At 70.8% G+C, this 20076-nt stretch carries 24 protein-coding genes and 1 tRNA gene; 16 read left to right on the top strand and 9 right to left on the bottom strand.

What is annotated here, in order from left to right:
* The first annotated feature begins 71 nt into the window (after window positions 1–71).
* From FV234_RS01695 to FV234_RS01710, 4 genes are all read left to right on the top strand, one after another.
* A complete protein-coding gene (locus tag FV234_RS01695; RefSeq protein ID WP_246685417.1) occupies window positions 72–308 on the top strand; it encodes a BrnT family toxin in 237 nt (78 codons plus the stop codon).
* Window positions 250–540 carry a BrnA antitoxin family protein gene (locus tag FV234_RS01700; RefSeq protein ID WP_210246517.1) on the top strand — a complete coding sequence of 97 codons (291 nt, stop codon included), beginning with the start codon at window positions 250–252 and terminating at the stop codon, window positions 538–540. Before FV234_RS01695 ends, FV234_RS01700 begins: the two co-directional genes overlap by 59 nt.
* A gap of 93 nt (window positions 541–633) precedes the next feature.
* The gene (locus tag FV234_RS01705) at window positions 634–1245 is read left to right on the top strand and encodes a glutathione S-transferase family protein (protein WP_147763354.1); all 612 of its coding nucleotides are present in this window, start codon (window positions 634–636) and stop codon (window positions 1243–1245) included.
* 48 nt (window positions 1246–1293) lie between these two features.
* Window positions 1294–2727: a glutamate synthase subunit beta gene (locus FV234_RS01710; protein WP_147763337.1), complete on the top strand. Its 1434-nt coding sequence runs from the start codon at window positions 1294–1296 to the stop codon at window positions 2725–2727.
* A 15-nt stretch (window positions 2728–2742) separates the two neighbouring features.
* Here FV234_RS01710 and FV234_RS01715 read toward each other — a convergent pair whose 3' ends face one another.
* The 3 genes from FV234_RS01715 to galE all read right to left on the bottom strand — a co-directional run bounded on the left by FV234_RS01715 (window position 2743) and on the right by galE (window position 6424).
* Window positions 2743–4044 carry an SGNH family hydrolase gene (locus FV234_RS01715; protein WP_238272555.1) on the bottom strand — a complete coding sequence of 434 codons (1302 nt, stop codon included), beginning with the start codon at window positions 4042–4044 and terminating at the stop codon, window positions 2743–2745.
* A 173-nt stretch (window positions 4045–4217) separates the two neighbouring features.
* The gene (locus tag FV234_RS01720) at window positions 4218–5432 is read right to left on the bottom strand and encodes a lytic murein transglycosylase (protein ID WP_147814437.1); all 1215 of its coding nucleotides are present in this window, start codon (window positions 5430–5432) and stop codon (window positions 4218–4220) included.
* Window positions 5432–6424: a UDP-glucose 4-epimerase GalE gene (galE, locus tag FV234_RS01725; protein WP_147763334.1), complete on the bottom strand. Its 993-nt coding sequence runs from the start codon at window positions 6422–6424 to the stop codon at window positions 5432–5434. Before galE ends, FV234_RS01720 begins: the two co-directional genes overlap by 1 nt.
* A gap of 162 nt (window positions 6425–6586) precedes the next feature.
* Here galE and FV234_RS01730 point away from each other — a divergent pair, with 162 nt between their 5' ends.
* The gene (locus tag FV234_RS01730) at window positions 6587–7453 is read left to right on the top strand and encodes a UTP--glucose-1-phosphate uridylyltransferase (protein ID WP_147763333.1); all 867 of its coding nucleotides are present in this window, start codon (window positions 6587–6589) and stop codon (window positions 7451–7453) included.
* A gap of 408 nt (window positions 7454–7861) precedes the next feature.
* On the opposite strand, the gene FV234_RS01735 is transcribed toward FV234_RS01730, so the two are convergent.
* Window positions 7862–8764: an N-formylglutamate amidohydrolase gene (locus FV234_RS01735; protein ID WP_147763332.1), complete on the bottom strand. Its 903-nt coding sequence runs from the start codon at window positions 8762–8764 to the stop codon at window positions 7862–7864.
* A gap of 211 nt (window positions 8765–8975) precedes the next feature.
* Between FV234_RS01735 and FV234_RS01740 the strand changes: the two genes are divergently transcribed.
* The 4 genes from FV234_RS01740 (at window position 8976) to FV234_RS01755 (ending at window position 11014) form a co-directional block, all read left to right on the top strand.
* Entirely contained in the window at window positions 8976–9332 is a 357-nt protein-coding gene (locus FV234_RS01740) for a response regulator (protein WP_147727374.1), read from the top strand.
* Between the two features lie 87 nt (window positions 9333–9419).
* On the top strand, window positions 9420–9689 hold the full coding sequence (gene grxC / locus FV234_RS01745; RefSeq protein WP_147763331.1) for a glutaredoxin 3: 270 nt from the start codon (window positions 9420–9422) through the stop codon (window positions 9687–9689).
* Window positions 9682–10539 carry a carbon-nitrogen hydrolase family protein gene (locus tag FV234_RS01750; RefSeq protein WP_147763330.1) on the top strand — a complete coding sequence of 286 codons (858 nt, stop codon included), beginning with the start codon at window positions 9682–9684 and terminating at the stop codon, window positions 10537–10539. The genes grxC and FV234_RS01750 overlap by 8 nt, the downstream gene beginning before the upstream one ends.
* 4 nt (window positions 10540–10543) lie before the next feature.
* Window positions 10544–11014 carry a DUF1178 family protein gene (locus tag FV234_RS01755; RefSeq protein WP_147763329.1) on the top strand — a complete coding sequence of 157 codons (471 nt, stop codon included), beginning with the start codon at window positions 10544–10546 and terminating at the stop codon, window positions 11012–11014.
* Window positions 11015–11045: 31 nt separating this feature from the next.
* Here FV234_RS01755 and FV234_RS01760 read toward each other — a convergent pair whose 3' ends face one another.
* Together FV234_RS01760 and FV234_RS01765 are read right to left on the bottom strand one after the other, a co-directional pair.
* The gene (locus FV234_RS01760) at window positions 11046–11534 is read right to left on the bottom strand and encodes a disulfide bond formation protein B (RefSeq protein ID WP_147763328.1); all 489 of its coding nucleotides are present in this window, start codon (window positions 11532–11534) and stop codon (window positions 11046–11048) included.
* The gene (locus tag FV234_RS01765; RefSeq protein ID WP_147727379.1) at window positions 11535–12116 is read right to left on the bottom strand and encodes a YqaA family protein; all 582 of its coding nucleotides are present in this window, start codon (window positions 12114–12116) and stop codon (window positions 11535–11537) included.
* Between the two features lie 141 nt (window positions 12117–12257).
* Here FV234_RS01765 and FV234_RS01770 point away from each other — a divergent pair.
* From FV234_RS01770 to FV234_RS01780, 3 genes are all read left to right on the top strand, one after another.
* Window positions 12258–12342: transfer RNA gene (locus tag FV234_RS01770), tRNA-Leu, on the top strand.
* A gap of 187 nt (window positions 12343–12529) precedes the next feature.
* A complete protein-coding gene (locus FV234_RS01775; protein ID WP_210246516.1) occupies window positions 12530–12835 on the top strand; it encodes a BrnT family toxin in 306 nt (101 codons plus the stop codon).
* The gene (locus FV234_RS01780; protein WP_238272545.1) at window positions 12819–13052 is read left to right on the top strand and encodes a CopG family antitoxin; all 234 of its coding nucleotides are present in this window, start codon (window positions 12819–12821) and stop codon (window positions 13050–13052) included. The genes FV234_RS01775 and FV234_RS01780 overlap by 17 nt, the downstream gene beginning before the upstream one ends.
* Window positions 13053–13068: 16 nt before the next feature.
* On the opposite strand, the gene FV234_RS01785 is transcribed toward FV234_RS01780, so the two are convergent.
* The gene (locus FV234_RS01785) at window positions 13069–13761 is read right to left on the bottom strand and encodes a gamma-glutamyl-gamma-aminobutyrate hydrolase family protein (protein WP_147827930.1); all 693 of its coding nucleotides are present in this window, start codon (window positions 13759–13761) and stop codon (window positions 13069–13071) included.
* A gap of 64 nt (window positions 13762–13825) precedes the next feature.
* Complete coding sequence (locus tag FV234_RS01790; protein WP_147763325.1) at window positions 13826–15007, bottom strand: ceramide glucosyltransferase; 1182 nt, start codon at window positions 15005–15007, stop codon at window positions 13826–13828.
* A gap of 121 nt (window positions 15008–15128) precedes the next feature.
* On the opposite strand from FV234_RS01790, the gene FV234_RS01795 reads away from it, so the two are divergent.
* Entirely contained in the window at window positions 15129–16079 is a 951-nt protein-coding gene (locus tag FV234_RS01795) for an FAD-dependent oxidoreductase (protein ID WP_147763324.1), read from the top strand.
* Window positions 16079–16981, top strand: coding sequence for a histone deacetylase (locus FV234_RS01800; protein ID WP_147827969.1), 903 nt, complete (start codon window positions 16079–16081; stop codon window positions 16979–16981). Before FV234_RS01795 ends, FV234_RS01800 begins: the two co-directional genes overlap by 1 nt.
* On the opposite strand, the gene FV234_RS01805 is transcribed toward FV234_RS01800, so the two are convergent.
* Window positions 16975–17553: a TetR/AcrR family transcriptional regulator gene (locus FV234_RS01805; RefSeq protein ID WP_306422431.1), complete on the bottom strand. Its 579-nt coding sequence runs from the start codon at window positions 17551–17553 to the stop codon at window positions 16975–16977. The genes FV234_RS01800 and FV234_RS01805 overlap by 7 nt on opposite strands.
* Before the next feature lie 88 nt (window positions 17554–17641).
* On the opposite strand from FV234_RS01805, the gene FV234_RS01810 reads away from it, so the two are divergent.
* Entirely contained in the window at window positions 17642–18766 is a 1125-nt protein-coding gene (locus tag FV234_RS01810) for an efflux RND transporter periplasmic adaptor subunit (protein ID WP_147763323.1), read from the top strand.
* 182 nt (window positions 18767–18948) lie between these two features.
* On the top strand, window positions 18949–20076 hold the full coding sequence (locus tag FV234_RS01815) for an efflux RND transporter periplasmic adaptor subunit (RefSeq protein WP_246686100.1): 1128 nt from the start codon (window positions 18949–18951) through the stop codon (window positions 20074–20076).

A 20076-nucleotide genomic window follows, 5' to 3' on the forward strand; every position in this document is an offset into this window, starting at 1 on the left:
CTCGGTGAGAGACGCCCCTGCGCGTCGTCTACGATGACGAGCAGCGCGCGCACGCGTTGCGTGAGCGCGGGTTGGATTTCGCTCGATGTGGGCAAGTCTTCAACGGGACCGAAGCGACGCGTGAGGACGTGCGGTTCGGTTATAGGGAGACACGGTGGATAACAGTCGGTCTCCTCGACGGCCGAATGGTCATCGTGGTCTGGACGGAACGGGACGGCGATCGACGGATCATCAGCTTGAGGAAGGCCAATGAACGAGAGCAGGCGCAATTCGGCGGCCGCACCCGATCAACCGATGTTTCCCGATGAGATCGGCTGGGATCCCGACGACGCACCGGAGCTGGATGCTGCTTGGTTCGAACAAGCGGATATTCGGGTCGGCGGTCGCTTGGTCGAACGTGGTCATCGCCCTGGTGAGACGGAGCGACTTGTCCTCCCGACGAACCTCGTCGAACGGTTCCGGAGCGGTGGTCCGGACTGGCAGATCCGCATCGAGACCGCGCTGAAGGAATGGCTGAACGAACACCCCGGCCGGCTTTGAAGTCGGTCGGCCATGAAGGAAGACGCCGCCGACGATGGACAGCGCGAGGGGAGGCGCATGACGGATACGTTCTCGACGACGCCGCCCGCCGCCATGCGGATCTACGGCGACCTCACCTCGGGCAACTGCCTGAAGATCAAGATCGTCGCCGATGTTCTCGGCCTCGCCTACGAATGGGTCCAGGTCGATGCGCTAAAGGGCGAGACGCGGACGCCTGCGTATCTCGCCCTGTTCCCGGCCGGGCAGATCCCGGGGGTGGTGTTCGACGACGGGCGGCGCCTCGCCCAGTCGAACGCCATCATGCGGTATCTCGCCCGCGAGAGCGCGCTGCTTCCGGGCGACCCGTTCGCGGCGGCGACCGTCGACCAGTGGCTGTTCTGGGAGCAGTACAGCCACGAGCCGACCATCGCGGTCTGCCGCGTTGAGATGACGTTTCGCGGCGTGCCGCGCGAGGGGCGCGATCCGGGCCGGGTCGCGCGCGGCGAGGCGGCGCTCGACCTGATGGAGCGGCACCTCGCGGAAAGCGAATGGTTCGTCGGCGACGACGTGACCATCGCCGACGTCGCCCTGTTCGCCTACACCCAGTGGGCCGACGAGGGTGGATTCGACTTGGCGGGGAGGCCCGCGATCCGGGGTTGGCTCGACCGATGCAGGGTCGCGTTCCGGCTCGAACCCGACGCTATCGCCGCTGCCGCCGGTCGCTGACCGGAAAGCTGCGACACCGATTTTTCGCTACCGACGCTGAGTACACCGATGGGCAAGATCACCGGCTTCCTCGAATTCGACCGGCAGGACCAGAAGTACCAGCTCGCGGCCGACCGCGTGCGGCACTTCCGCGAGTTCACCCTGCCGCTCGACGAGCACGACCTGAAGAAGCAGGCGGCGCGCTGCATGGATTGCGGCATCCCGTTCTGCCATGGGCCGACCGGCTGCCCGGTGCACAACCAGATTCCCGATTGGAACGACCTCGTCTTCCAGTCGGATTGGGAGGAGGCGGCGCGCAACCTCCACTCCACCAACAACTTCCCGGAGTTCACCGGCCGCATCTGCCCGGCGCCGTGCGAGGAGGCGTGCACGCTGAACCTCGAGAACCAGCCGGTGGCGATCAAGACGATCGAGCAGGCCATCGCCGACCGGGCCTGGAACATGGGCTGGGTGAAGCCGGAGCCGTCGTCGATCCGCACCGGCAAGAAGGTGGCGGTGATCGGTTCGGGTCCGGCCGGCCTCGCGGCGGCGCAGCAGCTCGCCCGCGTCGGGCACGCGGTCCACGTCTACGAGCGCGAGCCGAAGGCCGGCGGTCTGCTCCGCTACGGCATCCCCGACTTCAAGATGGAGAAGCGCCACATCGATCGGCGCGTGAAGCAGATGGAAGCCGAAGGCGTGGTCTTCCACTACAACCAGAACGTCGGCGTGACGAAGCCGGTCGAGGAGCTGACCGCCGAGTACGATGCTGTGCTGTTCTCCGGCGGCGCCGAGGACCCGCGCAACCCGCAGCTGCCGGGGCAGGAGCTCGAGGGCGTGCACTACGCGATGCCCTACCTGATCCAGTCGAACCGGCGGGTCGGCGCCGAGCCGATGCGCGGCAACGGCGAGGCGCCGATCCTGGCGTCGGGCAAGAACGTGGTGGTGATCGGCGGCGGTGACACCGCGTCCGACTGCGTCGGCACCGCGTTCCGTCAGGGCGCCCTGTCGGTGACGCAGCTCGACATCCGCCCGCGGCCGCCCGAGCGCGAGGACAAGCTCTCGGTCTGGCCGTACTGGCCGACCAAGATGCGGACCTCGTCGAGCCAGGCCGAGGGCGCCGAGCGCGAGTTCCAGGCGGCCACCCTCCGGCTCGAAGGCAACAAGAAGGGGCGTCTCACCGGGGTCGTCTGCGCCCGCGTCGACGCCAAGCGCCAGCCCATCGAGGGCTCGGAATTCGTCCTGCCGGCCGACCTCGTGTTCATGGCGATCGGATTCGCCGGCTCGATCCAGAAGGGGCTTCTGGAGCAGTCCGGCATCACGGTCGACAAGCGCGGCAACGTCACGGCGAACGAGGAGGATTACCGCACCTCCGATCCGAAGATCTGGGCGGCCGGCGACATGCGCCGCGGCCAGTCCCTGGTCGTGTGGGCGATCCGCGAGGGCCGGCAGGCCGCCCGCTCGATCGACGAGACGCTGATGGGCGCCTCGATCCTGCCGCGCTGAGTCTCTGCCGGGCGTTCAGCCCGGGGGCCAGCGGAAGTCGTCGGCTCGTCCGGGCTGCGGCAGCGGCGCCGCGCCGCGTTGGAGCGCGCGTTCGACGGTGCCGGTTGCGTCGCCGTCGCGCGGCCGGCCGCTGACGAGGACGCCGCCCGGCGAGAGCTCGACCCGGCCGAGCGGCACGACCGGACCCGCCGCGGGCTTCACCGGCAGCGCCGGCACCCCCGGGGGCTCGGGCAGGCTCGGCAGCATCGCCGTGATCTGCCGGTCGATCGCGGTGACGTCGTCGAGCTTCGTCGGCGCCGCATCCAGCGGCGTCGCAGGCAGGGCCGAGACGGCCGCCGCCGGCTGCTCCGGGGCGGCCGGCGTCGTCGCGCCCATCAGGCGCTTCAACTCCACGTCGGCGAAATGCGCGAGCTTGCGGGCGCCGGCATGGGTGAAGTGCACGCCGTCGGCGGTGCGCAGCTTGGCGGTCTGCCCGTCGAGGTCCGGCCCGGTGGCGGTGTAGTGGTTGCGGTCGTCGGAGAATCCCGGCCCGACGTCGACGTAGGTGCCGCCGCCCTTGGTGACCGCGTCCCGGATGATGTCGTTGATGCTGCCGAGGTCGCGGGTCAGGCTCTCGCTGCGCATCGGCGGGGTGCCGACCCAGACCAGCGGGATCTTCCGGTCGGCGAACACGTTGACCAAGGCCTCGACGCGGGCGCGGTAGAGCTCGCGCCAGCGATCGGTGAGCGGGTCGAGGGTCTGGTCGCCGTCGCGTATCGGCTGGCGATCGTTGGCGCCGAGCATGACCACGGCGTAGCCGACCTTCGGGTTCGCCTTGAGGTAGTCGTCTGCGGCCTTCGGCCAGTCGATGACGTCCCGGCGCACGAGGCCGCTGTCGCCTTTGGCCCTGTCGATCACCGCGATGTCGGCGCTGTCCGCGAAGACGTCGTCGAGTCCGCGGCTCAGGTGGTCGGCCAGCGAATCGCCGAACACCGCGATCTGCACCTTCGCCTCGGTCTTCTTCAACGCCGGCGTCGGGGCCGCGATCGTGGGCGCCGGCCGGGTCTGCGGTCGCCGGATCTGGCGCGGTGCAGCGTCGGCACCGACCGGCGGGCGCGGACGTGGCGGACGGTAGGTCGGGGCGACCTGGCGCGGCTCGGGCGCGCTCGGCCTGTCCTCCCAGGGCCAGTAGAACTGCCTTCGTTCGGGCTCCGGCGCCGTGGCACGGCGCGGGGCCCGAGCATAGCCGTCGTCCTCGCGGTAATAGGCGTCGCGGCCGCGACGGCGCGGCTGGTCGTAGTTGTCGCCCCACTGCGCCTCGGCCGGCGACGGCGGCAGGAGGACGAGCGGTAGAGCGAGGCCGAACCCGAGCGCCAGGACGATGCGGGGCCCCTTGGCGGTTGTCACAACTCGGTTCGTCGCATCGCGTCTCATCCGCCCTCCGTTCATGCGCCCTCCGGTGCCGCGGACTTCGACCCGCGGTTGAGCATAGCCGAGCCCTTACTGCGCGTCTAAGGCCTGCCCGATAGACGGTCACGGAGCGCCGGCGTCGCGTAGCCGTCGGCGGTCAGGCCCTCGCGGACCTGATAGCGGCGGATCGCCTCGCGCAGCTTCGGGCCCGCCCGTCCGTCGGCCTCGCCGGCATAGAGTCCCTCGCGCGAAAGGCCCGTCTGCAGCGTCTGCAGCCCGGCCTTATCGAGGCGGGAGGCAGCGCTCGGCCAGGGGGCGGCGAGCGGCGGCCCTCCGGCCAGCCGGTCGGCGAGGTGCCCGATGGCGAGGGCATACGAGTCCGAGGTGTTGTAGCCGCGGATCACCTCGAAGTTGTCGGTGATCAGGAAGGCGGGACCGCCGGCGCCGCCGGGCAGGAAGACGGACGCGGCCCCCTTGTCCGGCAGGTCGCCGCCGTCGATGCGGCGCACGCCGCGGCGGGCGAAGTCGGAGAGGTCGGCCGCGTAGCGGGTCAGGTCGAACCGGTCGGGGAGGCGGACCGCGTAACCCCAAGAGATGGCGGAGTTCCACCCGAGATCCTTGAGGTAGGCGGCGATGGAGGCGAGCGCGTCGGCGTCGCTCGTCCAGATGTCGCGCCGGCCGTCGCCGTCGAAGTCGACGGCGTGCGCCAGGAAGGTCGAGGGCAGGAACTGTACCTGCCCCATGGCGCCGGCCCAGCTGCCGAGCATCCGCTCCGGCGCGACGTCGCCGCGCTGCAGGATCGCGAGGGCGGCCAGCAGCTCGTCGCGGAACAGCGTGCCGCGGTGCCGCGCGGCGGCGAGGGTCGCCAGGGCGCGGACCGTTGGTACCGTGCCGCCGCTCGCGCCAAAATCCGACTCGACGCCCCAAATCGCCAGCAGCACCGAGGCCGGGACGCCGTAGCGCGCCTCGATCGCCGGCAGGGCCTGACCGAGCGCTGCGGCACGCGCCCGGCCGCGGGCGATCCGCCCGGGCGAGACCGCGCCGACGAGGTATTCCCAGACCGGCCGCCCGAACTCGCTCTGACCCTTGATCCGCGCGAGGACAGTTGGATCGGGCGTCACGCCCCGAAACGCCGCATCGAAGGTCGCGGGCGTGATGCCCTTCGCCAGGGCGTCGACGCGCAGGGCGGCGACGAAGGCCGGAAACGCATCCGATTGGCCGGCCTTCCCGACAGGGGCGGCCTGTGCCGCGAACGCCCCGGAGGCGATGCAGAGGCCGAGCGCGAGAAGCGCGGCGGGGAACGGGTGGATTGCCATCAGATCCGGTTGCGTTTGGACAAGGCGTCTTCCCAATCGAGCGCCTGCCGGACGATCCCGTCGAGGTCGTCGTATTTCGGGCGCCAGCCGAGGCGGTCGCGGATCCGCGACGCCTCGGCGACGATCCGTGCCGGGTCGCCCGGGCGGCGGGTCGAGACGCGAACCGGGAAGTCCCGCCCCGACACGCGCTTCACCGTGTCGATCACCTCCAGCACCGAGTAGCCGGTGCCGTAGCCGCAGTTCAGCGTCAGGCTCTCGCCGCCGGCGCGCAGGTGGTCGAGGGCGACCCGGTGCGCCTCGGCGAGGTCCGAGACCTGGATGTAGTCGCGCAGGCACGAGCCGTCCGGGGTCGGGTAGTCGGTCCCGAACACCTCGAGGTGCGGGCGCTGGCCGAGCGCGGCCTGGGTCGCGACCTTGATCAGGTGGGTCGCGTTCGGCGTCGATTGCCCGGTGCGCCCCCGCGGGTCGGCGCCGGCGACGTTGAAGTAGCGCAGGATGACGTAGCTGAAGCCGTACGCGGCGGCCGCGTCCCGGATCATCCACTCGCTCATCAGCTTCGAGCGGCCGTAGGGGTTGATCGGGTTGGCGGGCAGGTCCTCCGGCACCGGCACCGTCTCCGGCTCGCCGTAGACCGCGGCGGTCGAGGAGAAGATCACGTGCTTCACGCCGGTGCGGACGGCGGTCTCGATCAGGGCGCGGGTCTTGACCGTGTTGGCGAGGTAGTAGTGCAGCGGGTCGGCGACAGAGTCCGGCACCACGATGCGGGCGGCGAAGTGGGCGATCGCGTCGACCCGATGCTGCAGGATCGTCTCGGTGACGAGGGCGGGGTCGCCGACGTCGCCGCGCACGAGCGGCACCTCCGGCGGCAGCGCCCAATCGAAGCCGGTGGAAAGGTCGTCGAGGACGACCACCTCCTCGTGCCCGGCGTCTTGAAGCGCCAGAACCATGTGGCTGCCGATATAGCCGGCACCGCCCGTGACCAGAACCGCCATCGTCGCCCTTGGAAAGAAATCGCTCGCGCAGGCCTGCGCGAGCTTGCTTTTAACCGATAATGCTCAATCGTGCGCCGCGACGGCCCATGGCCGATCGCTCGCCGTGCTAGTGTTGCCAGGAACGCCCGGCCCGTCCAACTCCCACGTTTGGGTTTTTGCTTGATGAAACCGATCCGAAAGGCCGTCCTCCCCGTTGCGGGCCTCGGCACCCGCTTCCTGCCCGCCACCAAGGCCGTCCCGAAAGAGATGCTGACGGTGGTCGACCGGCCGGTCGTGCAGCACGTGGTCGACGAGGCGCGGGAAGCCGGCATCGAGCACTTCATCTTCGTCACGGGCCGCGGCAAGGCGGTGATCGAGGACCATTTCGACATCGCGTTCGAGCTCGACCGGATGCTGCAGGAGCGCGGCAAGCAGGCCGCCTACGAGGAGCTGAAGCGCGACCTGCCGGCCGCCGGCCAGACCAGCTTCACCCGTCAGCAGGCGCCGCTCGGCCTCGGCCACGCGGTGTGGTGCGCCCGCGAGATCGTCGGCGACGAGCCCTTCGCCGTGCTGCTGCCGGACATGCTCAGTCGCGGCTGCATGGGCCAGATGCTCTCCGCCTACGAGCGGCACGGCGGCAACGTCATCGCGGTAGAAGAGGTCGCGCCCGAGGAGACGCACCAGTACGGCATCGTCAGCGTCGGCGAGACCTTCGGCCAGACCTTCGAAGTCACCGGCATGGTCGAGAAGCCGAAGCAGGGAACCGCGCCGTCGAACTTCATCATCTCGGGCCGCTACATCCTCCAGCCGGAGATCTTCGGAATCCTCGAGCACGGCGAGAAGGGCGCGGGCGGCGAGATCCAGCTCACCGATGCGATGATCAAGCTGATGGGAAGCCAGGACTTCTTCGGCATGCGCTACGAGGGCCGCACCTACGATACCGGCTCCAAGCTCGGCTTCCTCACCGCCAACATCGCCTACGCCCTCGATCGCAAGGACCTCGCAGGGCCCCTCAAGGCGGAGATCGCCAAGCTGCTCGCAGATCACTGAGCGTCGCCGGACGTGCAGCCGGTGCGGGCAGGGTATGCGCGCGCGGTAGGGGGATTTCGCTTGCGCTTTGTGCGCCGCAATCTACTTTGTGCATTGCGGGATCGCGATGGCGTCGCGGTCCGGCAGCCCTTCTTGGGCGTTTCCTCCCTAGACTTCGGGCCGCTCCTTCGGGAGTGGCCTTTTTTCTTGGTCGCAGGGCCGAACGGCATTTCGTGGCGCGCCTGAATCATCAGGCCGTGCGGACCCCTTCCTCGGAACCTCTCCGTCATCCCGAGGCCGCGCAGCGGAGGCTGAGATCCAGAGCCGCCGACGGCGCCAGCTGGAAAATGAACCGTGCTTTTGGATTTCTGGCTCGCCTCCGGCGTCCCGGAATGACGGTGTTGTGCGGGTCGTTTTCCTAGACGCGACCTACTCCGCGGCGATGCCGAGCGGCGTCTCCGAGCCGAGCTCGTCGGCGACCTCCACGATCGCACCCCGCAGCGCCGCGACGAGGCCGGAGAAGCCCTGCGTGATCGCAAGGCTCGCCTCGTTCATGTAGAGGGCGCGGTTGATCTCGATCTGCAGCGCGTGCCGGCCGATGTTCGGCTCGCCGTAATGCTCGGTGATGAAGCCGCCGGCATAGGGCTTGTTGCGCACCACCTTGTACCCGCGGGCGCGGAACGCCGCCTCGAAGGCGTCGATCAGGGCCGGATCGCAGGAGGTGCCGAAGCGGTCGCCGAGGACGAAGTCGGCCCGCGCGTCGTGGTCGCGCCCGAGGCTCGAGGACGGCATCGAGTGGCAGTCGATCAGCAGGCAGCGCCCGAATTCACGAACCGTGCGCAGGATCAGCCCGCGCAAGGCCCGGTGGTACGGCTTGTACAACCCGTCGATGCGCGCCACCGCCTCGTCCACCGGCATGCGGCCGGCATAGATCTCCTGTCCGTCCGAGACGACGCGGGGCACCGTCCCGAGGCCGCCCGCCACACGCATCGAGCGGGTGTTGGCGAAGGGCGGCAGCCGGCCCTCGAACATCCGCGGGTCGAGTTCGTAGGGCTCACGGTTCACGTCGAGGTAGGCGCGCGGGAAGTTGCAGCGCAGAAGCGGCGCGCCGAGCTGTACGACCCCGGCGAACAGCCGGTCGACATGGGCGTCCTCCGAGCGGCGGAGCGCCAGCGCATCGAGGCGCGAGGCCTTCAGGAAACTCTCCGGGTACACCGAGCCGGAATGGCCGGTGTTGAAGACGAAGGGCAGGCTGTGCCGCGTCGGTTCGTCCACGACGAAGGCGGGCGAGAATCCGAAGGCGTCGGTCAGGTGCGGGAGGGGCAGCGTCATCGGCAGGAGGCGCACCGTCGGGGATGGGAACGGCCAACGTCAGGTCACACTGTGCGGCGGCGGCGACGGCCTGTCCACTATGCCAACCGGCCAAGTCGAGCACGCGCGGTGCGGCCTGTCACCTCGCCGGACGACCTAATCCTAACGTTCTGTTTACCGAAGCCGCCCTTTATGAAAAGAACGTTGCGATTCGAGGGTTCGGAACCGTCTGATGAAAATTCTCTTGGCGGAAGACGACAACGACATGCGCCGGTTCCTGGCCAAGGCGTTGCAGAACGCCGGCTTCGACGTGCTGTCGTTCGACAACGGCCTCTCGGCCTACAACCGCCTGCGCGAAGAGCCCTTCGAGCTGCTTTTGACCGACATCGTGATGCCGGAGATGGACGGGATCGAGCTCGCCCGCCGGGCGACCGAGCTCGACCCTGACATCAAGGTGATGTTCATCACGGGCTTCGCCGCCGTGGCGCTGAACCCGGATTCGAAGGCCCCCAAGGACGCTAAGGTGCTGTCGAAGCCCTTCCACCTGCGCGACCTCGTCAACGAGGTCGAGAAGCTCCTGGCCGCTTGAGGCGGCCGGCGTGACGTTCCGGCCATAGGCGTTCGGGACCGTAGGCCGCTATATGGTTCGTGTCATCCGCGGGACGCGAACACGCCAATGCATCCGATCACGATCTACACCACGGCGTGGTGCCCCTACTGCTCGGCGGCCAAGAGCCTGCTGAAGGAGAAGGGCGCCGCGTTCCGGGAAATCGACGTCGAGAAGGCGCCGGGCGAGCGCGCGACCATGATGGCGCGGGCGGGCGGGCGCACCAGCGTGCCGCAGATCTTCGTGGGCGAGACCCATGTCGGCGGGTGCGACGACCTCTACGCCCTCGACAAGGCCGGCAAGCTCGATGCGCTGCTGACGGCGTCGGCCAATGCCTGAGCCGCGCTTCGTCGCCGCCTGCGTGCAGATGCGGTCTGGGCGCAACCCGGCCGCCAACCGCGACGCGGCGGTGGCCGGCGTGCGCGAGGCCGCCTCCCGCGGCGCGCAGTTCGTCCAGACCCCGGAGATGACCTCGCTCGTCGAGCGCGATCGGGCGCGACTGTTCGCCGTGGTTCGCGGCCAGGACGAGGACGAGACGCTGGCGGCGCTTCGCGACGTGGCGCGCGAGACCGGGACGGTGGTGCAGGTCGGCTCCCTCGCCATCCTCGCGGGCGAGAAGGTCGCCAACCGTGCCTTTTTGATCGACGCCAACGGCGCGATCGTCGCGGCCTACGACAAGCTTCACCTGTTCGACGTGGACCTGCCGAGCGGCGAGCGCTGGCGGGAATCCTCGACCTATACCGGCGGCGCCTGCGCCGTCGTGGCGCCGACGCCGTGGGCCGAGATCGGGCTCGGCATCTGCTACGACATCCGCTTCCCGGCGCTGTACCGGGCGCTCGCCGAAGCCGGCGCCTCGGTGCTGACGGCGCCTGCCTGCTTCACCAAGCAGACCGGCGAGGCGCATTGGCACGTGCTGCACCGGGCCCGCGCCATCGAGACCGGATCGTTCATGATCTCGGCGGCGCAGGGCGGGAAGCACGAGGACGGGCGCGAGACCTACGGGCACTCGCTCATCGTCGATCCCTGGGGCCGGGTGCTGGCCGACGCGGGCGGCACCGAGCCAGGCGTGATCCTGGCCGAGATCGACCTCGCCGCGGTGGCCGACGCGCGGGCGCGGATCCCCTCGCTCCAGCACGGGCGGCCCTTCACCGTCGAGCGCGTCGGCACGCCCGGAGCCGCCACGACGTGACGGCATGATCCGGTACAACCTCGTGTGCGAGGCCGGGCACGGCTTCGACAGCTGGTTTCCCTCCTCCGACTCCTTCGACGAACAGGCCGCGCGCGGCTTGGTGACGTGCCCGGTCTGCGACTCGACGCACGTCACCAAGGGCCTGATGGCGCCGAGCCTCGCCCGCACCGACCGGGCGCGGGCCGCTGCGGACGGCGAGGCGGCTCCGGTCGTCCCGGCGCCGCCCTCGGCGATGCCGACGACCGGCGAGCCCGAGCGGCGCATCCGCGCGATGCTCCGGACCCTGCGCGAGCAGGTCGTCGCCTCGGCCGAGCATGTCGGAACGCGCTTCCCCGAGGAGGCGCGCAAGATCCATTACGGCGAGACGGAAGAGCGTGCGATCTACGGGCAGGCGAGCCCGGACGAGGCCCGCGCCCTCATCGACGAGGGCATCGACGTCGCACCGCTCCCGCCGATACCCGACGACCGCAATTGAACCGCCGGACGGGCCGGCGCCGGTCGTCGCGTCAGGGCTTTGCCGCGGCCGTGCCGGCGACGCTGGCGAGCACGAAGGCGACGACCGCGTTCCAGCCCGCGAGCGAGATCCCGAGCACCTTCATCGCCGCGACCGAGCAATCGACCACCCTCGTCGTCTGGAGGGCGTTCAGGAAGTCGCCGACGGCGGCCGGGTTCGCGCCGGTCCCGCCACCGCAATCGGTCGGCCCCGGCCAGAACCCCCATTCCGCGCCGGCATGGTAGGCGCCGAGCCCGGCCCCGTAGAGCAGGCCGGCCGCGGCCAGCCCGAGGGCCAGGCGCGAGAGCCGCTCCGGCAGGAAGAGAGCCAGCAGGCTCAACGGCACGGCGGCATAGTAGGGCAGGCGCTCGGTCAGGCAGAGCTTGCACGGCGCGTAGCCGTAGCCGAACTGCAGCACGAGGGCGGCGCCCACCGTGAGCACGGAGCCGATCAGAAGGCTGAGCGCGGCGCGGCGCAGGCGCAGCAGGGCGGCGTAGCTCATCTAGAGGATCACCTTGAACAGGACGAAGCCGAGGACGATCACCGCGACCGAGATCGCGACGACCGCGTTGAGGTGCCGGTCAAGCACGCCGCGGATCTGGACGCCGTAGCGCCCGAGCAGCCCCGCCAGGATGAAGAAGCGCGCCCCGCGGGTGACGATCGACAGCAGCGTGAACCAGAACAGGCTGTAATGGGCGAAGCCCGAGGTGATGGTCACGAGCTTGTAGGGGATCGGCGTGAGGCCCTTCAGCAGGATCACCCAGTGGCCGTACTCGGCATAGGATTGCTGGAAGGTCGCGGCCTTGTCCTGCAGCCCGTAGAGGCGGATCAGCCAGGTTCCGAGCGAGTCGAACAGCAGCGCGCCGATGGCGTAGCCGACGAGACCCCCGAGCACCGAGCCGACCGTGGCGATCAGCGCGTAGAACCAGACCCGGTCGGGCCGGCTCACCGCCATCGGCACCAGCATCGCATCGGGCGGAACCGGGAAGAACGAGCTTTCGGCGAAGGCCACGGCACCCAGCACGTAGGGCGCCGACGGCTTGCCTGAGAGCGCGAGTATCCACTCGTAGAGGCGGCGGATCATCGGGACCGTCTGCATCCGGTTCGGGGAGAGGGCGCCCTTTGAGCACAGCCGGCCCGAACGCACCAGCGTGCCGGCGCACGCGGCGCGAGCCCGGAAAGGGCTTGGCCCGACCGCGGAACCTGTGCGAAAAGGCTCCCCGTCGCGGGTATGGTGGAACTGGTAGACGCGGGCGACTCAAAATCGCCAGCCGCAAGGCGTGGGGGTTCGATTCCCTCTACCCGCACCAAAAGTGTCATATCCGAAAGCGGCCCCGATGCCTTGCCGGGTGTCAGTCTCCGCTTCTCGATGACAAATTCAGATTTTGAAGTTGGGGCGATGCAGTCTCCCGACGCTCTCAGGAAGCGGTTGGTCGCCGGCCGGTCACTTTCGGCCTGTGTTGCGTTCGTCGTCGCGAGCGAACAGTCTGTACGGCGATGCTGACGGTCGCGGGCTTCGAATGGGATGGGGGCAACTGGCCCAAATGCGGCCGGCACGGCGTTTCGAAGGGTGAGATCGAACACGTCATCGCGTCCGCGCGTTTCGTCGTCGACGATCCGAGCCCGATCGAGAAACGCTTGCGAACGGCCGGCCGGACGGAGGCAGGGCGCTTCGTGTTCGTGGTTTTCACGCTGCGCCAGATAGATGGTCGGACCATGATACGACCGATCAGTTCGCGGTACATGCATGCGAAAGAAGTGAAGAGCTATGAAGACGCCATGGCCCGTGCTGACGACAGATGACGAGGCAGAGCGCTTCGTCGCAGAGGCGGACCTAACCGAATACGATTTTTCGGCGATGGTTCCGGTGCCGTTCGCGTTCGAGACGAAGGCTGCGGCCTTCAACATGCATATCCCGCAACCTCTGCTCGACGCCGTGAAGGCGAAGGCCAAGGCGAAGGGAATCCCCTTCACCCGCTACGTCCGCATGCTGATCGAGCAGGACGTGGGGCGTACCTGACCCTTGGTCCCTTGGGCTATTTGCCTTCGAGGAACCGACGGATCCAGCCTCCGACCCGGTGCCGGTCGTCCGGTGCGTCGAGGGAGACGAGCGCGGCCCGTGCGCGTTCGGGGTCGTCCTGCGCCTCCGAATGGCCGGCGATCAGCGCGCGGGTGTAATCGGGCTCGAATTCCGGGTGGAACTGCACCGAGAGCGCGGCACGGTCCTCATAGGCCAGCATCGCGTAGGGGGTGAAGGCGCTCGCCGCCAGCACCCGGGTGGCGGGCGGAGCTTCGACGACCTGATCCTGGTGGAAGGCCGCCACGGCGATCCGGTCCGCGTCGTCCATGTACGGCGCCCACTCGGTCACCGCATAGCTGTGGAGCCCGAGCCCGCGGCCCTTCCCGGAGCGGACCGCGCGGCCGCCATAGGCCTCCGCCATGACCTGATGGCCGAAGCAGATGCCGACCAGCGGCTTGCCCGGTGGCAGCGCGCGCAGGAACCCGATCAACGGCGCGATCCAGGGCAGCGGATCGTAGACGCCGGCGGCCGAGCCGGTGACCGCGTAGCCGTCGAAGGCATCCGGGTCTGTTGGTAGCTCGCCGGCGCGCACGTCGAGGATCGTGGCGGCATGCGCCGGGCCGATCATGCGCGCGGTCATCGCGCCGTAGGACGGGAAGCGGGCGAGCCGCGTCGGCGGCGAGCCGGCTTCGAGGATGGCGATGCGCACGGGCTGACCGTTGCTATGGGCGACAGGCTCGGCATCGCGCCGTTCACAGCGCGATGCAACCGCCTCAGGCGGCGCGTGCCCGCCGGAGGACCGCGCGCGGGCCGACGGCGCCCTTCAGGCGGATGTCCATGGCGTTGCCGCGCCAGACGATCGCGCGATGGGTCCAGGCCGCGCACCAGACCAGTGGGATCAGGGCGTCGCGCAGCAGGAAGCCGACGAGCAGCCGCGGCGCGTGGAACCAGCCGGCGCGCGCGGCGAGCCGGAACTCGGCCGCGTAGCCCAAAGCCGACAGCGCCGCGAGCCCGGCCGCCGCTGTCCAGGTGCCCGCGAGCGACCCCGCAATCACGAACGGCAGCAAGGTGCCGCTGGCGATCTCGGGCGCGAAGAACAGCGGGAACGTCACCCGGCGCAGGCGCGCCCAGCGGATCTGCCGCGACCAGACCTCGAACGCCGCGCGGCGCCCCAGCGGCTGCTCGAACGGCGCGGCGACGAGGTGGACCCGGCGGCCGGCCGCGCGCACGAGCTTCGTCGCCGCCGCGTCCTCGGCGATCTCCGCGGCGAGCGCCCGGATGCCACCCCGCGCCTCGAGGAACGGGCGGTGCCAGAGCATGCTCTTGCCCTGCGCGAAGCCGAGCCCCACCGCCTCGCCGGCATATTGCCAGCGGGCTTGCAGGGTGTTGAGGAAGGCGCATTCGACCGCGGCCCAGATCCCGTCCGGGCGGGCGCCGATCGGCGTCGAGCAGACGAGGCCGGTGTCGTCGCGCCAGGCGGCCTGCAGTTGCTGCAGGTAATCGGTGGGCATCAGCACGTTCGAATCGGCGATGACGATCCAATCGTGCCGCGCCGCCTCCCATCCGCGCACGCAATTGTTGAGCTTCGGGTTGTCGCTGATGCGCTCGTCGCCGACGAGGATGCGGGCCGGGACCCGCGGGTGCGCCGCGACCAGCCGGCGGACCAGCGGCAGCACGGGGTCGGCGGCGTCGGCGACGCAGAAGACGATCTCGTAGGCCGGGTAGTCGAGGGCGAAGCCGCGGGCGAGCGTCTCCTCGCTGAAGGTCTCCAGGCCGCAGACCGGACGCACCAGCGAGACGGGCGCGCCCACCGGAAACGTCGTCCCGGACGCATGTCGCCCGATCCGCCGGCCGGCGACGACGAGGCTCGCGAGGTGCAGGGCCGTCAGGAGTGCGCAGAGCACGAGGGCGACCGTGGTGCCGTCCGGGGCCGGAAAGGTGCTGACGAGACCCATGCGGCGGGCATCTCCGAACCGGCCTGTCCCGCGGCGCGCGGCCGCGTCGGCTGACTGCCCCTAACAGCGCGCGCGTTTCAGCCGTATGACAGCAGCACCAAGCGGATGAGGGAGCGAAGCTTTGGCCGGAGGCGGAACCGTCGCGATCCTCGGGGCCGGCATGGCGGGTGCCGCCGCCGCCCGGCGCCTCGCCGAGGCCGGCCTCGACGTCCGCGTCTTCGACAAGGGCCGCGGCATCGGCGGGCGCATGGCGACGCGGCGCACGCAAGCCGGCGCCCGCTTCGACCACGGCGCACAGTTCTTCCGCGCGAAGGGCGAGGCGTTTCGCGCGCAATGCGCGGCCTGGATCGCCGCCGGCGTCGCCGCGCCCTGGGACGTCGAGGGCCGCGAGGTCGGCCTGCCCGGCATGCCGGCGCCTGTCCGCCACCTGCTCGACGGGCTGCCGGTGTCGCTGGAGACGACGATCGCCTGCGTCGCGCGGGGGGATCGCGGCTGGATGCTGACGGATGCCGCGGGCGCGACCGAAGGCCCATTCGCCGCCGTGGCGGTGACCTTCCCGGCGCCGCAGGTGACGGCGCTGATGGAGACGAGCGGCGTCGCGCTGCCGGGGCCGGAGCGCGCATCCTACGCGCCGTGCTGGTCGCTGCTGCTCGACCTCGATGCGGCACCAGGCTTCCCGGAAGCGCATCTCACGTTTCCGGAGAGTCCGATCGCGCTGATCGCGCGCGAGGAGACCAAGCCCGGCCGGGCGCCCGGGCATCGCCTCGTGGTCCACGCCGCGCCGGATTGGTCGCGCGCCCACCTGGAGGAGGCGCGCGAGGCAGTGCAGGCCGCCCTGGTCGCCGCCCTCGAAGCGCGCCTGGGGACGTCGGTCCGCCCGACCTACGCCGCCGTCCACCGCTGGCGCTACGCCATGGTCGAGTCGGCGCTCGGCCACCCCTGCCTCTACGATCCGGCGCAGCGGCTGGGTGCCGCCGGCGACTGGTGCCTGGGTCCGCGGATCGAGGCGGCCTTCGACAGCGGCCGGGCGCTCGCCGACCGCATCGCCGCCGACCTGACGTTCGGGCGGTGATCCCGCCCATCGTGTTCCATCCGGCCTACGAGGCGATCCTCCCGGCCGGGCACCGCTTCCCGATGCGCAAGTACGGGCGGCTTGCCGAGGTCCTGATGGAGCGCGGGCTGGCGCCGCGCGGGTTCACGACGCCGGAGCCGGCCTCGCCCGACCTCCTACGGTTCGCCCACGACGCGTCCTACGTCGAAGCCGTGCTCGGGCTCGCGGTGCCGCGGGCGATCGAGCGGGCGATCGGCCTGCCCGTGGACGAGAGCGTGGTCCGACGCTCGCGCGCCTCCGTCGGCGGCACGCTGCTCGCCGCGCGCCTCGCCCTGGTGCAGGGACTCGCCGGCAGCGCCGCCGGCGGCAGCCACCACGCCCGGCGCGAGCAGGGGGCGGGATTCTGCGTGTTCAACGACGTGGCGGTCGCGGCCCGCGCGCTGCAGGCCGAGGGTGCGATCCGTCGGGCGCTCGTGGTCGATTGCGACGTGCACCAGGGCGACGGTACCGCCGACTGCCTCGCCCGCTCACCAGACCTGTTCACGCTGTCGATCCATTGCGAGAAGAACTATCCGACCGCCAAGATCGCCGGCGACCTCGACGTCGGCCTGCCCGACGGGCTCGACGATGCCGGCTACCTCGCCGTGCTCGAGGCGCGGCTTCCGCCGTTGCTCGACGCGCTGGCGCCCGACCTCGTCTTCTACAACGCCGGCGTCGACCCGCACCGGGACGACCGCCTCGGGCGTCTCGCGCTCACCGACGACGGGCTGCTGGCGCGCGACCGCTACGTCGTCGGGCAGGCGCGGGCGCGGGGCATCCCCCTCGTGGCGGTGATCGGCGGCGGCTACACCCACGACGTCGACGCGCTCGCAAACCGCCACGCCCTGGTGTTCCAGGCGCTCGCCGCCAACGCGCTCTACTGAGCCTTCGGCAGTGCGCGCGCCTGCGCCTCCAGCGCGTCGAACAGGCGGTCCAGCGGCGCGCCGTCGATGCGGTGGAAGTCGAGGGACCGGCTCAGCATCAACCCCAGCACCGCGAAGGTCAGCGCCGCCCCCTGGCCCGACCGCGCCTCGGCCGCGCCCATGGCGGCGAGCAGCTCGCTCAGGAACTGCGAGAACGCCGCCGCCGCGTCGGCGTTGTCGGCCGACGCGATCAGCAGCGAATCGGGAAAGCCGCATTCCTCGGCGTAGACCTGGCGTGCATGCGCGACCACCGCGAGCGGCAGCGCCGCCGGCCCGTGGGGGGCGGAAGCGAGGCACGCGGCGATGCCGACGCGGATCCGGCCGACCTTGCGGACGGCCAGAGCGGTCAACAGCGCGTCCTTGGACGCGTAGTGGTGCAGCACCCCGCCCTTGCTCAAGCCGGCTTCCACGGCGACCGCGTCGATGGTCAGCGTCCGGGTGCCCGAGCGCCGCAGCAGCGCCTCGGCCGCGTCGAGGATCACCTCGGCGCGGTCCTGCCGGCGGCTGCGCGCCTTGGCCGTCACGTCGTCCATCTCCCTACCCCGTAAAAACCGTCTGGACGGTCGGTAAGATAGTGGATAGGTTCGCGCCGCGATAGAGCGTGCGGAGCCGAGGAACGCCGTGAACCGAAGTTTCCCCGTCGTGCTTGTCTCCGCTCTTGCCGCGGCGCTGCTCGCGGCGGCCGCGGCAAGCGCCGAACAAGCCGAACCGCAAGCCGGTGCGCCGGTCGGCCTCATGGCGCAGACCCTGGTGCGCACCGTGATCGCGACGAAGAGCATGATCGCTTCCGACGCCGTCTTCACCGGCGACGTCCAGGCCCAGGGGCAGACCAGCGTCTCGTTCCGCACCGCCGGCAAGATCGAGACCCGCCTCGTCGAGGTCGGCGACCACGTCGCCGCCGACCAGGTCCTGGCCCGGCTCGATCCGCGCGAGCAGCGCTCGAACCTCGCCAACGCGCAGGCCGCGCTCGCCTCGGCCGAGGCCCTGTCGACGCAGGCCAAGCTCGGGTTCAAGCGCCAGGAGCAGCTGATGGCCAGCGGCTACACCACGCGGCCCTCCTACGACAACGCCGAGCAGCAGCTGCGCACGACCCAGGCCGCGGTGGATTCGGCCAAGGCGGCGCTGGGGACCGCGCAGGAGCAGCTGTCCTACACCGAGCTGCGGTCGGGCGTGGCCGGCGTGGTGCTGAGCCGGTCCCTGGAGGTCGGCCAGGTGGTGCAGGCGGGGCAGTCGGTCCTGACCCTGGCGCAGGACGGGCCGCGCGACGCGGTCTTCAACGTCTACGAGGCGCTGCTCGCCGCGCCGCCGCAATCGGGAACCGTGGACGTGACGCTTCAGGGCAACCCGACGGTCACCGCCCTCGGCAGCGTCCGCGAGATCTCGCCCAGCGTCGACCCGGCTTCCGGCACGGTGCGGGTGAAGGTCGGCCTCAAGGAGACGCCGCCGGCGATGACGCTCGGCGCGGTGGTGATCGGTCGCGGCCGGTTCCAGAGCCATGCGGCGGTCGTGCTGCCGTGGTCGGCCCTCTACCGCTGGAAGAACCAGCCCGCCGTGTGGGTGCGCGACCCAAGCGCCGGGACGGTCGCGCCGCGCGTCGTGACCATCGACCGCTACGGCCCCGACAGCATCGCCCTGGCGGGCGGCGTCGCGTCCGGCGAGGAGGTCGTCATCGCCGGCATCCAGTTCCTTCGCCCGGGCCAGACCGTGACGGTGGCCGAGCAGGTCGCGACGGGAGCCGCGAAGTGATGGTGTTTCACCCGATCGCTGACGGTTTCCGCGCGTCGCATCGCGGCCCCCTCTCCCAGGGCGAGAGGGTTGGGGTGAGGGGCGTGACCTCTCCGGTGAGTTCTCGTCCCTCACCCTGTCCCTCTCCCGCTCGGGAGAGGGGACCCGCGTGTCACGCCGCGCCGCAGGTGAAGGATGGAAGCGTGAGGCATTCCGCGTTTCGCGGCATCCAGCTGCCTCTCGTCACCATCCTCGCCGGGACATCGCTGCTCGCACTCGCCGCCTGCAAGCCCGCCGAGGAGGCGAAGGCGCCGCCGGTGCGGCCGGTGCTGTACGCCGTCGCCAAGCCGATCGAGGCGGTGCGGTTCGGGCCGTTCGCCGGCACGGTCGAGCCGCGCTACCAGTCGCAGCTCGGATTCCAGGTCGGCGGCCGCGTCGTCGCCCGCGACGTGACCGTCGGCGACCTCGTGAAGAAGGGGCAGCGGCTCGCCGCCCTCGACACGGTGGTGCCGCGCTTCGCCATGACCCGCGCCGAAGCCGACGTCGCCGACGCCAAGGCGCAGTCCGAGAACGCCGCCGCCACCGAGGCGCGGACGCGTCGCCTGATGGAGGGCGGCAACGTCACCCAGGCCCAGCTCGACGGCATGGTGGCCAACCGCGACACGGCGCAGGCGCGCCTGACCCAGGCGCAGGCGAGCCTGCAGAAGGCCCGCGACCAGATGGGCTACACCGAGCTCCACGCCGACTTCGACGGCGTCGTCACCCAGCGCAACGCCGAGATCGGGCAGGATCTCACCGCCGGGCAGACGGTGGTGACCGTGGCCCGGCCCGAGGTGCGCGAAGCGGTGGTGGACATCCCCGACGACCTCGTCGCGGCCATGCCCAAGGACGGCCGCTTCACCGTCGCCCTCCAGAGCGCGCCCACGGTGACGGCGGTCGGCACCGTGCGCGAGACGGCGCCCTTCGCCGATTCGAGCACCCGCACCCGGCGCATCCGGATGTCGCTGGAGAACCCGCCGGGCGCCTTCCGGCTCGGCGCGACGATCACCGTCTCGCTGGTGCGCAAGGTCCCGCCGCGCTTCGTCCTGCCCGCCACCGCCATCCTGAGCGCAGACGGCCGCGACGCGGTCTGGGTCGTCAACGCCGCCGGCGACGCGGCCAAGCGCGTCGCGGTCACGGTGGCCGACCGGAGGGGCGACTACGTCGGCGTCGCGAGCGGCCTCTCGGCCGGCGACCGCGTCGTGGTCGCCGGCGTCTACTCCCTCGCCGAGGGCCAGGCGATCCGCCTCGCGGATACGCCCATCGCCGTTCCCGGCACGCAGGACCTTTGA

Origin of the sequence: Methylobacterium sp. WL8 (assembly GCF_008040045.1) — a bacterium.
Classification (GTDB): Bacteria; Pseudomonadota; Alphaproteobacteria; order Rhizobiales; family Beijerinckiaceae; genus Methylobacterium; species Methylobacterium cerastii.